This is a genomic window from Paraburkholderia sp. SEWSISQ10-3 4, from assembly GCF_030464785.1.
In the GTDB taxonomy this organism is placed as follows: Bacteria; Pseudomonadota; Gammaproteobacteria; order Burkholderiales; family Burkholderiaceae; genus Paraburkholderia; species Paraburkholderia aspalathi.
In genome coordinates, this window is the sequence record NZ_JALPRI010000026.1 from 12,990 (window position 1) to 27,011 (window position 14,022).

Genomic DNA, 14,022 nt, shown 5'->3' on the forward strand with positions numbered 1-14,022 from the left:
CTGGTCGCTCCGTCAGGCGTTGTGGCGGTTATCGCTGCTGTCGCTGTCAATGACACTGCTGGCGATGCCACCAATGCCGTTGCCGCTTGCAGCGTTCTGCCCACCGCCTTCATGCACGGCGCGCACCGCCGCGACGATATTCACATACGCTCCGCAGCGACAGATATTGCCGCTCATGCGTTCGCGAATCTCGTCGTCGGAAAGTTGTGGAGGCCGGCTGCGGACATCAGCGGTCGCGGTGCTGGCCGTGCCGTTGCGGAATTCGTTCAGCAGGGCAGTCGCAGAACACAACTGCCCGGGCGTACAGTAGCCGCACTGGAACGCATCGTGTTCGATGAAGGCCCGCTGCAACGGACTCAGCACGCCGTTGCTGGCGAGTCCTTCCACCGTCGTAATGTTTTCTCCTTCATGCATCACGGCGAGCGTCAGGCAGGAATTGATACGACGACCGTCGGCGATCACCGTGCATGCGCCGCACTGTCCGCGGTCGCAGCCTTTCTTGGTGCCCATCAGGCCCGCGTACTCGCGCAGCGCATCCAGCAAGGTCACGCGCGGTTCGAGTTGCAGCGTGTGAGCACGGCCGTTGATGGTCAGCGTGACCGGACGGCCCGGCACCGGCGAGCGGACTTCCGCAGGCGGCGCGGCCGGAGTGGGGGTTTGTGTTTGCGCTCGCAGATGTGGCGCTGCGCCGACCGTGGCCGCTGCGGCTGCCGACTGCAGAAAGCGGCGACGCGACGGCCGGGGTGGCGTGGCGGCGGGCGCGTCGTCCGATTCCGGACGTTCGTTCTTCGTGGACATGACGGTCTGCTGGCTCCATTGAAAGGTCAATGCAGGCTGGCGACATGCGGATAGCCATCGTGCGGATACCCGCGCGTCGGCTTCCGAAGCGTCGTGGTGTGACTCATCGCTATCAGCAATTTCGGTGCCGTTGCGAATGCAACTGGTTGCCGACGCGGCGCAATGGCGTCCGCTGCGACCCGGCTATCCGGGCACGGCGAAGCGAATCGAATCCCGGAGAGCGCAACCAGGAACGTAGCGACGCGCGTCAACCACGCACGTTGCGCTTAACGAACAGGAAAGTAAATACGCGGACGTGCCTTCTTTCTGTGTGCAAAAAGAAAGACTGTTTTGTGTGGGACGAGGAGTCCGCCAGATCAGGCGTCGGCCCAGCGGCGCAGCAGATTGTGATAGATGCCGGTGAGGCTTACCACGGTTGCATCGTTCGAACCTTTCTCGGCCGCGAGGCGTTGTACGTCGTTGTCGAGTTGAAACAGCATGGCGCGTTCGCCGTCGTCGCGCACCATGCTCTGAATCCAGAAGAAGGACGCGACCCGCATGCCACGCGTCACCGGGCTTACGTGGTGCAGGCTCGAAGCAGGGTAGAGCACCATGTCGCCGGCCGGCAGCTTCGCGCGATGCACGCCGTAGGTGTCTTCGACGCAGAGTTCGCCGCCGTCGTAGGACTCCGGCTCGGCCAGAAACAGCGTGGCCGACAGATCGCTGCGGATGCGGAAGTCAGTGCCGCGCAACTGGCGGATCGCATTGTCCACGTGCGTGCCGAAACCATCGCCGCCTGCATAGCGGTTAAAGAGCGGCGGAAAGACTTTCAGCGGCAACGCGGCGGAAAAGAAGCGTGGATTGCGGCCGAGCGCGTCCTGAATCGCATCGCCAACCGCGCGCGCGGCGGGGGAGCCTTCGGGCAATTGCTGGTTGCGCTTGGCCTGCGCCGACTGTTCGCCGGAAGTCGCATTGCCGTCGATCCATGGCGCCGCGTCGAGGATTTCACGGTATTGCGCGACCTGTTGCTTGCTGAGTACGCCTTGCAGATGCAGCATCATGCGCGCACCTCTTCGTTGATCTCCTGATTGATCTTTTCAGCCAGCATACGAAATGCGGCCACCGGCGAAGCGGCCAGCCACGTTTGCATTTTCTCGACGAACGCCGCTGTTGCGGTATGCGGCACACGCCGCAACCATTGCAGCGCGGCATCGATCTCGCCGCGCTCAGCCAGTAGCCGCGCATAGTTGAACTGGCCGCGAAAATCGCCGCCCACCGCTGCACGCCGGTAATAGTCGAGCGCGATGTTTGCGTTGGCATCGACTTCCCAGCCGTCCTCGTAAAAGCTGCCGACAAAGTTGATCGACTTCGTGTGACCCATTTCGGCAGCGCGCCTGAACCACTGCAGCGCCTGTGCACGATCGCACGCCACACCATTGCCGAGCGCCAATGCGGAGGCGTAGTTGTACATGCCCCAGTCGAGACCGGCCTGCGCCGCGAGGCGGTACCAGTAGACCGCCACCGGCGCGCACGCGGTGGTTCCCCAACCGTGCTCATAGCAACGGCCCAACATGTTCATCGCCATCGGATGATCCTGCCGGGCCGCGTGCTTGAACCAGCTCAACGCTTCCTCGGCGTTGCGGTCCACGCCATGACCGTCGAGCAGATATTGCCCATACACCGCCTGCGCTTCGACGATGCCGTTATGCGCGGCCGCCGCCACCCACGCGGCAGCGGTGGCCGGTGGCCCGGAGAGAATCGCGGCGAGCTCGTCATGTGACACGCTCGCCAGCGCCTTCAGCGTTACCTGTTCCGTCATGCCGTGCTTAGTAATGCGCGTTGAGCGTCAGGAAGGCGGAACGGCCGGCTGCGATCGACGCATAGTGCGCCGGATACGCCTGGTCGTAATACGTCCGGTTGAAGATGTTCTGCACGTTCAGTTGCAGATCGACCTTCTTGTTGATCCGGTACGTCGCCATGCCGTCGAAGCGCCAGTACGACGGCACCGCACGCAAGTTCGCCGTGTCGCCGTACACCTGCGACATGTAGAACGCGCCACCGCCGATCGTGAACTTCGGCAGCACGTCGTAGTTGGTCCACAGGCTGATGCTGTTCTTCGGCGTATTCGGGAACTGGTGGCCGTTATCCGAGGTGGTCTTGCCGTTGTCGCGCAACTGGCTCTTCATGTACGTGTAGCCGCCGAACACCTGCCACTTGTTCGTCAACTGACCGGCCACGCCGAACTCGAAGCCTTGCACGCGCTTGTTGCCGACCATCGCGTATTCGTTGTTCGGCAGCGTGACGCGGGCGTTGGTCGTGTCGATCTGGAACAGCGCGCCCGTCAGCGAGAGATGGTTATCCAGCACATTCCACTTGGTGCCGAGTTCGACGCTACGGTTCTTTTCCGGCGCGAGCTGATCCGCGTTCGCACCGACCCCGCCACGTCCCGGCGTCAGCGATTGCGTTTCGCTGCCCTGGCCGAGCAGGGCGCCGGCCGGCGTCGACGAGGTCGCGATCGACGCATACACGCTGCCGTTCGAAGCCGGTTTGAAGACGAGGCCGAACTGGTAGTTGAACAGCGTGTCGTCGCGCGAGGTGCGCTTGCCGCCGTTGGCCACCGTGTTGCGGAAATCGGTCGAGTAATCGTCGACGCGCAAGCCGACGTTGGCCTGCCAGCGTTTGGTGAGTTCGATCGTATCGAACGCATACAGCGATTTGGTGGTGGTGCGCTGCTCGCTCGGATCGTTCGTTTGCTTGACCGAGCCGGCCCACGGGTCGTTCGGATCCGGCGACCACAGGCTCGTGCAGTTATAGCCCGACGCCGCGCCGATGCCCTTGGTCTTGCAGATCGCACCGGTGGCCGTTGCAACGGTGTACGAATCATTCACGCTGGTTTCGCGCGACAGTTCGAGGCCGGTGGTGAAGCTGTGTTTCAGGAAGCCGGTCCTGAACTCGCCGAACAGTTCGGTCTGGTTCGCAAGGCTGTAGACGTCGCTGGCACGCGTATTCGCGCGGCGCCACACCATGCCGTTCACGACGTTGCCCTGACTGTCGTCCGGCTGCGTCCAGATGTAGTCCTGAGTCGACTTCGTATAACGCGTGGTGTTGCGGATCGTCAGATTGCTGTTGATGTCGTGCTCGATGCGCACGGTGCCGACGTCCGACGTCGTCTTGCGGAAATCGCGGTCGATCAGGCCGTAAAAGTTATGCCGGTCCACGTTCGCCGGATAGATCGTGTCGACGTTGGCCGGCTTGTTGGTGGTCGTGTAGAAGTACGGAATGCCACTGTCGGGCAGGTCGTCGGTGGAGAGGTGGTAGTAGCTCGCCGTGACGCGGGTCGGTGTGCCGAGACCATAGGTGAACGACGGCGCGATGCCCCAGCGCTCGTTGTTGACCGCGTCGCGGCCGGCCACGTCGTTGTTGTGGCTCATCACGTTCAGGCGGAAGGCCGCGTGATCGGCCATTTGCCAGTTGCCGTCGGCGGTGAAGCGGCGGTAGCGGTCGGTGCCGAGGCCCGCGCTGCCGTCGGCGGAATTGCCCAGATGCGGAGTCTTGCTGATCAGGTTGATGCTGCCGCCCGCGCCGCCGCGGCCACCGTAGGCGCCGTCCGAACCCTTGGTCACTTCCACGCTTTCGATGTTGAACACTTCGCGCGTGGTCGCGCCGATGTCGCGCATGCCGTCGACGAAGGTGCTGCCCTGGGCGTCGTAGCCGCGAATGAACGGTCGGTCGCCGAGCGGGTTGCCGCCTTCGCCGGCGCCGAACGTGATGCCCGGCACCGTGCGCAGTGCTTCGGTCAGCGTCGAGGCGCCCGTGCTTTTGATCAACTCCTGCGGAATCACGGTCACCGACTTCGGCGTGTCGACCAGCGGCGCGGTGAATTTGACCGACGCCGAGTGGTCGGTCTTGAAGCCGTCGTCCGCCTGGCCTTGTACGGCGATCGGTGCGAGCTGGCTTTCCTTGTCAGGCGGCGCCGTGCCGGCCGTGCCCTGCGCGAGCGCGGGACCTGCCGCCAACATGCTGCACAGCGTCGTGCTGATTTTGCCGAGCTTCGGTTCGTCGGACCGCAACTTCATTTTTATCCCCGTCATGAGTGCTGGTGCCCGGGTGAACAACGCATTCCTTACCCGAACATTCCATGTTTATTACAAATTGTTTGCGGCCTGCATTCTATGCAATCTGGTTGTAATTGAGAAGCGTTCTCATCAGAAAATCTTCGGGTGGGGAATTGAGTGCGCGTATCAATTCATTAAATTGAAGGCTTGATCGACGAAGATAAGTGGGGAAGGGGTGAGTTTGGCGGCTTCGGCAGGCGTGGGGATGCTTGCACTTTTGTCGCCGAAAGTGTCTTCTGTGGCGCTTGATGCGCTTCTATCTATTTCTGTTTTTTGATCCAAGGCGGACCCTGTCCGCGCCCGATTTTCTACTGTGCGGCCAACTCGGCCAGCATCTCCCGCAGCCACACGAGCGCCGGATCGGCCTGGTTGCGCGGATGCCAGCCCGCGTACAGCGTGAAGCCGCGCGCCTCGAACGGCAGCGCAAAGGTGTCGAGCCGGTCGACGTAGCGTGTCGCGAAGCGCGACGGCAGCGTCGAAACGTAGTCGGTTTTGGACAGCAACTCCGGCACCAACGCGAAGTGCTGGACCGACAGCGCGACACGCCGTTGACGGCCGAGTTCGTCGAGATGCTCGTCCATGAAGCCGTGAAAACTGCCGCCGCTGGTCGACACCAGCACGTGATCGAGCGCGCAGTAGGTGTCGAGATCGAGTGGGGCGTCGCCGCGCGGGTGGCCCTTGCGCTGCACGAACACGAAATGCTCGTCGTAGAGCTTGCGGACTTTCATCGACGGCGGAATCATCCGGTCGGAACCGAGCAGCAGGTCGATCTCGCCGCTTTCGAGCCGCGATGCGGCGGTGGGCTGATCGCCGATCACGAACGCCACGCGCACGCCCGGTCCCGCCGACGCCGGCAGGCGTTCCATCAGGCGCATGCCGAGCACGGCGGTGGCGTTGTCGTGCGCGGCGATTACGAAGCGCCGCGTATCCGTGATGGGATCGAAGGCAGACTGATGGCGCACCACCGCTTCGAGATTCTTCAACGCTGCATGAAGCGGCTCCATCAACTCCAGCGCCCGGGCCGTGCGGGTCATGCCGCGGCCGGTTTCGGCCGGCAGCAGCAGCGGATCACCGAAGATCTGCCGCAAGCGCGAAAGCTGCGTGGAGACGGCCGGTTGTGTCAGATGCAGCCGCTCGGCCGCACGCGTGACATTCGACTCGGCGAGCAGCGCGTCGAGCGAAACCAGCAGATTCAGGTCGATGCCGCGGAGATCAATCATGTTGATAGGTCGCATATGAGTAATTGATTTCTAGAATACGTACCGCGCCTCTACAGTTCAAGCACCGAAACGAACTGAAGGAAGCTCAACATGAAAGCCTGGATGCTCGACCAACCCGGCAAGCCGCTGGCCTTGCGCGACGTGACCCAGTCGCAACCGCGCCGTAACGCCGTGCTGGTGCGGATGGAGGCGGTGCCCTTGCTCAGCTACACGCGTGAATATGTCGAAGGGAAGTTGCCCTACGCGTATCCGCCGACACCGTTCTCGCCCGGCACCAATGGTGTTGGCCGGGTCGTCGCGGTCGGCGAGGGCGTGGTCGCATTTCGCGCCGGTCAACGCGTTGCCGTGAATCCGTACTGGATTGCCGACGAAACGGTGCGCGAGCCGGCGCAGGCGCTGTTAGGGCTGACCGCCATTAGCGCCGACAGCGCTGCGGTGCTGGCTGAGTTCCCGCACGGCACCTTGCGTGAAGTAGCCGAATTCCCTGCGTCGACGCTGATTGCACTGGACGGTCTGGACGGGACCGACGCCACACGTCTCGCGGTTCTGGCGAAATTCGCGGTGCCCTTCGGTGGTTTGCGGCGAGGGCGTCTGTCGGCAGGCGAGACGGTGGTGGTCAACGGCGCAAGTGGTTACTTCGGCTCGGCGGCCGTGCTTGCGGCGCTGTCGCTCGGCGCGAGCAAGGTCGTCGCGCTCGGCCGGCGTCTTGAACCGCTGCAAGCGCTGCTCGAGCAAGGCCGCGGACGTGTGGTCCCCGTCGTGCTGAGCGGCGATGCCGCGCAAGACACAGCGGCGATTCGCGCCGCAAGCGGTGGCGGCGCGGACCTCGCGTTCGACATGGTCGGGCAGGCCAGTGACGCGAACGCGACCCTCGCCGCACTACGCAGCCTGCGTCGCGGTGGACGGCTCGTGCTGATGGGCAGCATGCAAGTGGACCTGCCGATTCCGTACAGCGAGATGCTGTTGAACAACTGGGAATTGATCGGCCACTTCATGTACACGCGCGCCGACTATCTCGCGCTGGTTTCGCTCGCCACGTCCGGGCAGATTCCGCTCGATGCGGTCGAGTTGAAGTCGTATCGGTTTGCCGAGCTGGAAGCGGCAATCGACGCGGCCGGCCGCATGTCGGGTTTGCAATGCACGGTCGTGAACGGCGCGTCGCCGCAAGCGTGGGGTTGAGCGTGTAGTGGCTTAGCTGCGGTCCTCGCCGAGCGATCCGGCTGGCCGAGCTTTGAGAAATGCGCCGACCCGCATCAAGCGGGTCGGCCGCATTGCAGAAGATGCATCCGTTCAGCCCATCACGATATTCGCCAGCTTGAACTGATACGGCACCGCCGTGGTCCCGCCGCCACCGCCCGTCATCACGATGTCGCAGCGTGCAATGCCGAGCAGCGACAACTCGGTGTTGATGTCGGAGATCACGGCGGAATTCATCACCTTGCCTTGCTCGATCTGCGAGGCGGTGCCGATCCAGAGCGTCGGCTTGAACTCGAACACGGCCTTCTGCCCGGGCACGATGCCGGTCTTCTTTGCGAGCAGCCGGTTGTCCTTGAACACGCCGGCGCTGATGGCGCCCGTGCGCAGATCGTTGCGCAACTGGATCTCGCGCGAGCTCGTCGACGCGCCGGCGATAGCGAGCACGTTGCCGGATGCGGCGCGGCTCACGCTGAACATCTGGCCGTTTTGCGCGACTTTTTGCGGCATGTAGTTGCCGTCCGAGTCGCTGGCGGTAACGGTGGTGAGCAGCGGAAAGACGAACGGGTGATTGTCGCCGCGCCCGCAGTTGCTGATGACCTTCCACGCGACCGCGAGTTCGTCGAAATCCGTCGAGACGTTTTTCTGAAAGATCACGACCTGACTGTTGTTGACGTCGTTGGAGAGGTTGATGAAGTTGAGTTTGATGTCCATGGCGAACCTTTTCCTGGTGGAGTGAAGCGGCGTCGAACGACGAATCCTCCGACGCCGAACGCGTGTCCGTTACGCCATCACGACGTGTTCGAGCCGGAAGGTGAACGGCAACGAGCGCGGGCCGGGACCGCCGCCCGTCATCACGATGTCGGCGCTGGCAATGCCGAGCAGCGACAGCTCCGTGTTGATGTCGGAGATGACGGCGGAATTCAGCAGCGCGCCCTGTTCGATCTGCGACGCGACACCGATCCACAGAGTCGGCTTGAACTGGAACACGGCCTTTTGCCCCGGCGCGATCGATGTTTTGGTCGCAAGCGGACTGCCGTCCTTGTAAATGGTCGCGTTCGTGGCGCCGTTCGGCAGATCGTTGCGGACCTGGACTTCCGAGCTGTTGCCCGGGTCCGTGCCGAGCGTGAGCACGTCGCCCGACGTCGAGCGGACGATCTGGAAGACCTGCCCGTTGGTGGCGGTTTGCTGCGGCATGTAGTTGCCGTAGCTGTCGCTCGCGCTGACGCTCATCGTCATGGGAAACTTGAACGGATGATTGTCGCCCTGGCCGCAGTTGCGGATCACTTTCCACGCGATCGCCAGTTCGTCGAAATCCGTCGCGACGTTTTTCTGGAAGATCACGATGTTCGAATTGTTAGCGTCGTTCGAACGGTTGACGAAGTTCAGTTGAATATCCACTTGCCTGCTCCTTGAGGTTGAAATACGGCAATCGGTTTGCCGCGCACCTTGCCACCGGCCTGCCGGATGGACGGGCCGTCAAACGAAAGAAGAGGTGAGACGCCTTATGCGGGCGTCGTGCCGGCTCGAGGCGTTAAAGACGCGAGAGATGCGACGCTAGAGATGCACGATGTTTTCGAACGCGAAAGCGAAGGGCTGCGCGTCGACGCCGCTGCCGCCGCCTGTCATCACGATGTCGCCCGCGGCAATGCCGGCGAGGGGCAGCATCGTGTTGTCACTCGACAGCACCGCCGAACTGAGCGCGCGTCCTTCCTCGATCTGCGAGGCCACGCCGATCCACAGCGCCGGTGTGAAGCGGAAAACGGCCTTCTGCGCCGGCGCCACCGCCTGCTTGGCGGCAATCAGCTTGCCGGCGTTGAAGGCGTTGATATTGACCGCGCCGCGCGGCATCCGGTTGGCGACCTGGATTTCCGGACCACCGTCCGCGCCGCCCGCCTGCGCCGGTTCCGCGGTGAGCCGGGCGCGGCCGGTCGGATGAACCCCGATGACGAAACGTTCGCCGTGCTGCGCGCTCATGCGCGGCGAGAAGTTGCCGTGCTCGTCGCCAAGCGCGATCTCGATGTCGGTCGAATAGACGAACGGATGGATGCAATCCCGGCCGCAGAAGCGGATCACCTTCCATGCGATCGCGAGCTCGTCGAAATCGGGAATCACGTTGCGCTGGAACAGCACGATTTCGCTGTTGCCGCAGTCATTCGAGCGGTTGACGAAGCGAAGATTGACGTTCATTTCGCCTGCTCCGCGTCGTCGTCCGAGAGGTGCTTCTCGACCCACTGCGTGAGGGCGGGCGACACGCTGCCGGCGACCGACGACGTATGCAGCGCTTGCGCCCGGCTCTGCGCCTGCATGTCGTTCGCGAACCGGCCGAAGGCCATCGCGGCATCCGTGGCGTTGCGGCTGCGGGACAGGTCGTCGAGATACTGGGCAGCGGCATCAGTGAGCGCGCCGGTGTGCTGCACGTGACCCTGGGCGATGCGCGTCGCGAGGTCGGCATTGATCGCGGCCAGCTCCTTGATCGCGGCGGCGGCGCCCGGCAGCGCGAAGCGGTCGCGCTGCTCGCGCCAGCCGGCGTCGAAGGCCGATTGCGCAGCGCTCGTGTACTGCTGGCTGCTCTGCAGGGCGGTGCGTACGAAGGCGCGCCACGTGCGGACATCCGTTGTGGCGCCCGGCAGTCCCGCCGGATTGGCCGACTGCGCGACGAGCTTGCTGAACAGCTGGAAGGCGGCGAGATTGGCGTTTTCCCACTGCGTGATGAGGGTCGAGAGCATGACGGATCCTTGATCAGTTCGGGTTCAGGTTCGGTTTTGATGAGCGATGACAATCACCGCGTTCACTGACGTGCGCCGCCCAGGCGCTCGATCATCTTCATCACGGCGGCCATTTGCGGCGCCTCGCGGGTATTGAAGTTGGGATGGTCCGGGTCCGGACTCGTGTAGCCCCAGAAGTCCCAGCAGCCGAGCGGATTGACGGCGGATTTCGCAGCCTGCGGGTAGAGCACGATCAGGCGATTGGTGTCGGCGATCTCGTTGTAGCCGGCGCCGCGCACGAATCGTTGGCCGACGGCATCGGCGTTCTGCACGCAGCCGTGAAACGCGACATGGACGGCGCACGCCGCATGCAGACAATCGGCCGGCACGTACACGTAGGCCACGTCGGCGAGCGACGCACCGCGGTTGGGATCGAACTCGCGCTGATCGAAGCTCCGCAACTCGCCGCTTGCCTGCGTCGCGGGTGCATTCAACGGCGCATTGGGTCTCGCGTAGATCCAGCGCAGCATCTCGTGCGATTGCTCGAAGCCGCAGTTGTTGATGTACGGGCTTTGGTTCGCATCGCAGGGTGAGTCTTCCGGGCGGTTCGTGATCAGTGCATGGCCGGCGTCGGGATGGCGTTGATACTCGATGCTGGCTGCCGGCACGTGAGCCAGTTCATAGAAACGCTTGGCCTGATCTACCACGCGGGTCGCGACGACGCTATCCTTCGCGCCGCTGAAGAGGTAGATGCGTTGCTCGCGAAGATTGGCGGGATCGTCGATCTGGCCGGCTTTCGCAAAGCGTTGCGCGGCCTGCCATGCGCCTTCCGCGGTCGGCGCCGCGCCTGCCGGCTGCATGCACAGCGTGACCGCTGCCACGGCCGGCGCGATAAAGGCCGACTCTCCGGCGCAATCGAATGCGCCACCGGCCACGATGCCCGCGCCGATCAGACGGCTCGACCAGGCAACGTCGAACTGGGCCGCCATGAACGCGCCGGACGACAATCCGGAGACGGACGTGTGTTGCAGATCCGCGCCGAGCGTGGGCAGCGGCGCGAGGTCCGCGGCGTGTGCGCACGAGACGGTCGCGGCGATCAGCACCACTGCGCTGAACCGCGCGCGCAGGACGTCGTGCCATGATCTGCGTGATTGCCAATCAAGTTTGGATAACGAATCATTATGAATAGTTGCCGAATTCATGCCGCTGCTCCTGTTGGGTGTGTACTCGATGAGTGTTCGGGTCTACGTCTCAGGCATGCGTTGCTTGTGTTGCACTACCCTTGCAGAGTAGGTGCGCGGCGTGTTCGCATGAATAGGGCGGAAGGCTGGTACGGCGACATAGGACGGATGGCCTGGGCCGTACCCGCCGTGCATTGCCAGGTTGTCAGGGCGCGCTGCCGGGTGTGCACGGCACCAGCGGTATCGAGACGCTGCGGTCGGCCGTAGTGATGGCTAGAGGCCGGTTCGACGGCGTGTAGCGCAGCCTGTGGATGCCGCGCGGCCCAAAGCCACTGTCGATGTCGGCCAGCAGCTCGGCGCCGTCCGGGATGCCGGCGAGACTGCGGCCGCTCATCATCGTGGGCCGGCGCTGCGGGTCGTCCCAATTGGCGCTGTCGGCGGATGCATAGAAGGTGGGTAACACGCCGAGCCGGTAAAGGCTGTCGAGCGTGCGCGCAAGCCGCTCGCCGCAGCGTTCGCATAGCGCAGGTTGGTGCGCGATCCGCAAGGCCTGGCTGATGCGCACGACTTCAGCCTCGCAGGTAAGCGTCGGCGTTGGCTGTTGGGCGTGCGAATCAGCGATGGAATAGAGGACGATGGCGGCGGCTGCGATTGCACAGACAACACGCGTGTTAAGCCCGCGACCCGTCCGGTTGTGATGGTTTGAAATCATCGGGAAGCCTCCTGTCAGGACACTAGGAAAGAAAGAGCTTGCGTTCGGCCTGGCGGCGGCGCGTCAGACCCGCGAGCGGTTTGCCGCCCGCTTTGTTCCAGACGAGGAACTGGTCGGCGGCATGACTGCTTGCGCCCGCGTTCAGATAGCGCAGCAGCGTTGAGGAACGCAGCCGCCCCGCGCCGAGGTTGAAGACGAACGACATCAAGGCGTCGAATTGCTGCTGCGTGATCGCGACGCGTACCAGCTTGCGCAGCGCGAGTTCGGCGCTGCGCAAGTCGCGCCTCAGAAGCGCCAGCGCCTCGGACTCCGAGAGCGGGCGGTTGAAGCTTTCGTGCAGCAGAATCAGATGTCCATAGCCGATCGTCGGTTTGCCGACGGCGTCGAGATAGCGGTTCAGGCGTAATCCCTCGAACTGTTTGATCAGGTCGATACCTTGCGTGCCGGTGCACGTGGGTTGCTCAGGCATGGCGTTTCTCCTCATCGTCGTGCCGTGCGCGCGGCACGAGGCGGTGGGTGTATTCGTCGATCACGCGCATGATCGCTTCGGGCGGGTCGAGCGCCGCAAACTGCATTTCGATGTCGATGTGCTGGCTATCGCGCTGCGCTTGCTCACCTTGGGCGTTCGGGCGTGCGGACGGCGGCGCGAGCGTCACGAAGAAACGGCCGCGTTGATCGCCGCCCGCCAATCCGCCGGCCGGTAGCGTTTCGGTGAAGTCCGCGCGCACCGTCAGATGCACGACCATCCTGTCGAGCGCCAGTCCGCGCGGCGTCGCCAGCGCGACGAGCGGCACCGGCATCGTGTGCTCCGCGTCAAGCGCGACCTCGACCGCGCGCGGCGTGAGCAGGCCGTTCTCGTCCTGGTCGAAGAACTGGTCGAGCACGGTGGTGTACTGAAGCGAGAGCAACTGATTCGCGGCGGCTGCCGCGTGTTGCATGCCGCGCGTGATGTCGTCAAGCGCGAGACCGCGTGGTGGTGGCGGTGGATCGCTCGCGCTCGACGGCGGCGCACCGCCGGACGGTGGAGTGCCGGGCGGCACGTTCGCTCCGCTGCCGTTCGCCATGTCGGCGTCGCTGGCCGCCGCCGAAGCGGACGGCGCAGCTTGCGTGACTGCCGGCGGCTCGCGCGTGCCGGGCGCAGCAGCCGGTTTGCTATCGCTAGCGTTCTGCGAGGCCGTGCGCTGTGAGGCGTTGTCGTGCGGTACGCCTTCGGCCGGCGTACCGTGTGAAGCCGGCACGCCGCGGCGCCGTTTGAAGAAGTTGAACATGGTGTCCGCCCGCCGTCAGTGGCCGCTGTGCTTACTGATGGACAGGCTGCTGGCCGCTCGCCTGCGTGCTTGCCTGCGTGGTCTCGCCGACCAGCTTGCCGTCTGTCGGTGTGGCCGGCAGCGGCTTGACGTCTTTCGCCTTGTCTTCGGTCACAACCGGTTTGGTGGCGGCGTCCGTCAGGAAGTCAATGACACGCATCAGCGCTTCCGGCGGAGGCTGCCGCTTGATCTGCGTGTGGATCGAATATTTGGCTCGCGTATCGGTGCTGCGGGTTTGCTCCGACTTGTGCGAGACACGTCCCGAGATGCTCACGCTGACCGGACCCCAGCCAAACTTCGCCTGGAATTCGCCGCTCGCATCCGTGGACTCCGACGACTTCTCCGACTGCGTGATTTCCATCTCGAAGTCGATCGTGCCTTCTTCGATCGCGATGATCGGGTGAACGATCGCGGCCAGCAGCGGAATGCGCATGGTCTTCTGCACCACGCCTTTCGATACGCCGCTCTCGTCGACTAGTGTTTCGTCGTAGTCGAACTGCACAGCGACTGCCTTGCCGTTCTGAATGCACACCTGCATCAGAAAATCGGCATAACTTTTCGCCGCCTGGGTTTGCGCTGAAATCATTGCTTTCAATGGACCGGCGATCATTTGGTCCATTGGTAAAGCATTAATGACAGAGCCGATGAAATTGGCATCCATACAGACCTCCATGGTGAATTTGTGACAGTGCGAATACACTGTCTCTATTCAAATTACATAAATTGGAGAAATCTGTGGAGAGGCCATCCGTCCTGCATGACGGCAGGGGAGGACGGCATATTAATTCTGAAAGAAATGGAGTGCCTT

Annotated in this window: 16 protein-coding genes; 1 reads left to right on the forward strand and 15 read right to left on the reverse strand. The window is 63.5% G+C overall.

The features are described 5' to 3' along the window. Positions 1 to 12 precede the first annotated feature (12 nt). From M0D68_RS31680 to M0D68_RS31705, 6 genes are all read right to left on the reverse strand, one after another. Positions 13 to 798: a 2Fe-2S iron-sulfur cluster-binding protein gene (locus M0D68_RS31680; protein WP_266226344.1), complete on the reverse strand. Its 786-nt coding sequence runs from the start codon at positions 796 to 798 to the stop codon at positions 13 to 15. A 356-nt stretch (positions 799 to 1,154) separates the two neighbouring features. Beyond that, positions 1,155 to 1,838 carry a Fe2+-dependent dioxygenase gene (locus tag M0D68_RS31685; protein WP_266226345.1) on the reverse strand — a complete coding sequence of 228 codons (684 nt, stop codon included), beginning with the start codon at positions 1,836 to 1,838 and terminating at the stop codon, positions 1,155 to 1,157. Then, positions 1,835 to 2,596: a tetratricopeptide repeat protein gene (locus M0D68_RS31690; protein ID WP_200651579.1), complete on the reverse strand. Its 762-nt coding sequence runs from the start codon at positions 2,594 to 2,596 to the stop codon at positions 1,835 to 1,837. Before M0D68_RS31690 ends, M0D68_RS31685 begins: the two co-directional genes overlap by 4 nt. A gap of 7 nt (positions 2,597 to 2,603) precedes the next feature. Next, positions 2,604 to 4,853, reverse strand: coding sequence for a TonB-dependent siderophore receptor (locus tag M0D68_RS31695; RefSeq protein WP_266226346.1), 2,250 nt, complete (start codon positions 4,851 to 4,853; stop codon positions 2,604 to 2,606). Positions 4,854 to 5,018: 165 nt separating this feature from the next. Beyond that, positions 5,019 to 5,174, reverse strand: coding sequence for a hypothetical protein (locus M0D68_RS31700; protein ID WP_266226347.1), 156 nt, complete (start codon positions 5,172 to 5,174; stop codon positions 5,019 to 5,021). Positions 5,175 to 5,200: 26 nt separating this feature from the next. Beyond that, a complete protein-coding gene (locus M0D68_RS31705; RefSeq protein WP_266226349.1) occupies positions 5,201 to 6,112 on the reverse strand; it encodes a LysR family transcriptional regulator in 912 nt (303 codons plus the stop codon). Between the two features lie 90 nt (positions 6,113 to 6,202). Here M0D68_RS31705 and M0D68_RS31710 point away from each other — a divergent pair, with 90 nt between their 5' ends. Then, complete coding sequence (locus M0D68_RS31710) at positions 6,203 to 7,291, forward strand: medium chain dehydrogenase/reductase family protein (protein ID WP_266226350.1); 1,089 nt, start codon at positions 6,203 to 6,205, stop codon at positions 7,289 to 7,291. A gap of 111 nt (positions 7,292 to 7,402) precedes the next feature. On the opposite strand, the gene M0D68_RS31715 is transcribed toward M0D68_RS31710, so the two are convergent. From M0D68_RS31715 to M0D68_RS31755, 9 genes are all read right to left on the reverse strand, one after another. Then, complete coding sequence (locus M0D68_RS31715) at positions 7,403 to 8,020, reverse strand: hypothetical protein (RefSeq protein WP_200620924.1); 618 nt, start codon at positions 8,018 to 8,020, stop codon at positions 7,403 to 7,405. Between the two features lie 69 nt (positions 8,021 to 8,089). Then, positions 8,090 to 8,707, reverse strand: coding sequence for a hypothetical protein (locus tag M0D68_RS31720; RefSeq protein WP_200566597.1), 618 nt, complete (start codon positions 8,705 to 8,707; stop codon positions 8,090 to 8,092). Positions 8,708 to 8,863: 156 nt separating this feature from the next. Next, positions 8,864 to 9,496: a hypothetical protein gene (locus M0D68_RS31725; RefSeq protein WP_266226351.1), complete on the reverse strand. Its 633-nt coding sequence runs from the start codon at positions 9,494 to 9,496 to the stop codon at positions 8,864 to 8,866. Further along, positions 9,493 to 10,035: a hypothetical protein gene (locus M0D68_RS31730; RefSeq protein WP_093632960.1), complete on the reverse strand. Its 543-nt coding sequence runs from the start codon at positions 10,033 to 10,035 to the stop codon at positions 9,493 to 9,495. Before M0D68_RS31730 ends, M0D68_RS31725 begins: the two co-directional genes overlap by 4 nt. Positions 10,036 to 10,097: 62 nt before the next feature. After that, on the reverse strand, positions 10,098 to 11,216 hold the full coding sequence (locus M0D68_RS31735) for a PHB depolymerase family esterase (RefSeq protein ID WP_266226352.1): 1,119 nt from the start codon (positions 11,214 to 11,216) through the stop codon (positions 10,098 to 10,100). Positions 11,217 to 11,400: 184 nt separating this feature from the next. After that, positions 11,401 to 11,907 (reverse strand): hypothetical protein, encoded by a 507-nt coding sequence (locus M0D68_RS31740; protein WP_266226353.1) that lies wholly within the window; start codon positions 11,905 to 11,907, stop codon positions 11,401 to 11,403. A 22-nt stretch (positions 11,908 to 11,929) separates the two neighbouring features. Further along, complete coding sequence (locus tag M0D68_RS31745; RefSeq protein ID WP_266226354.1) at positions 11,930 to 12,376, reverse strand: lysozyme; 447 nt, start codon at positions 12,374 to 12,376, stop codon at positions 11,930 to 11,932. After that, positions 12,369 to 13,175 (reverse strand): DUF2589 domain-containing protein, encoded by an 807-nt coding sequence (locus M0D68_RS31750; protein WP_266226355.1) that lies wholly within the window; start codon positions 13,173 to 13,175, stop codon positions 12,369 to 12,371. The genes M0D68_RS31745 and M0D68_RS31750 overlap by 8 nt, the downstream gene beginning before the upstream one ends. A 31-nt stretch (positions 13,176 to 13,206) precedes the next feature. After that, a complete protein-coding gene (locus M0D68_RS31755) occupies positions 13,207 to 13,875 on the reverse strand; it encodes a DUF2589 domain-containing protein (protein WP_200572280.1) in 669 nt (222 codons plus the stop codon). Positions 13,876 to 14,022 lie beyond the last annotated feature (147 nt).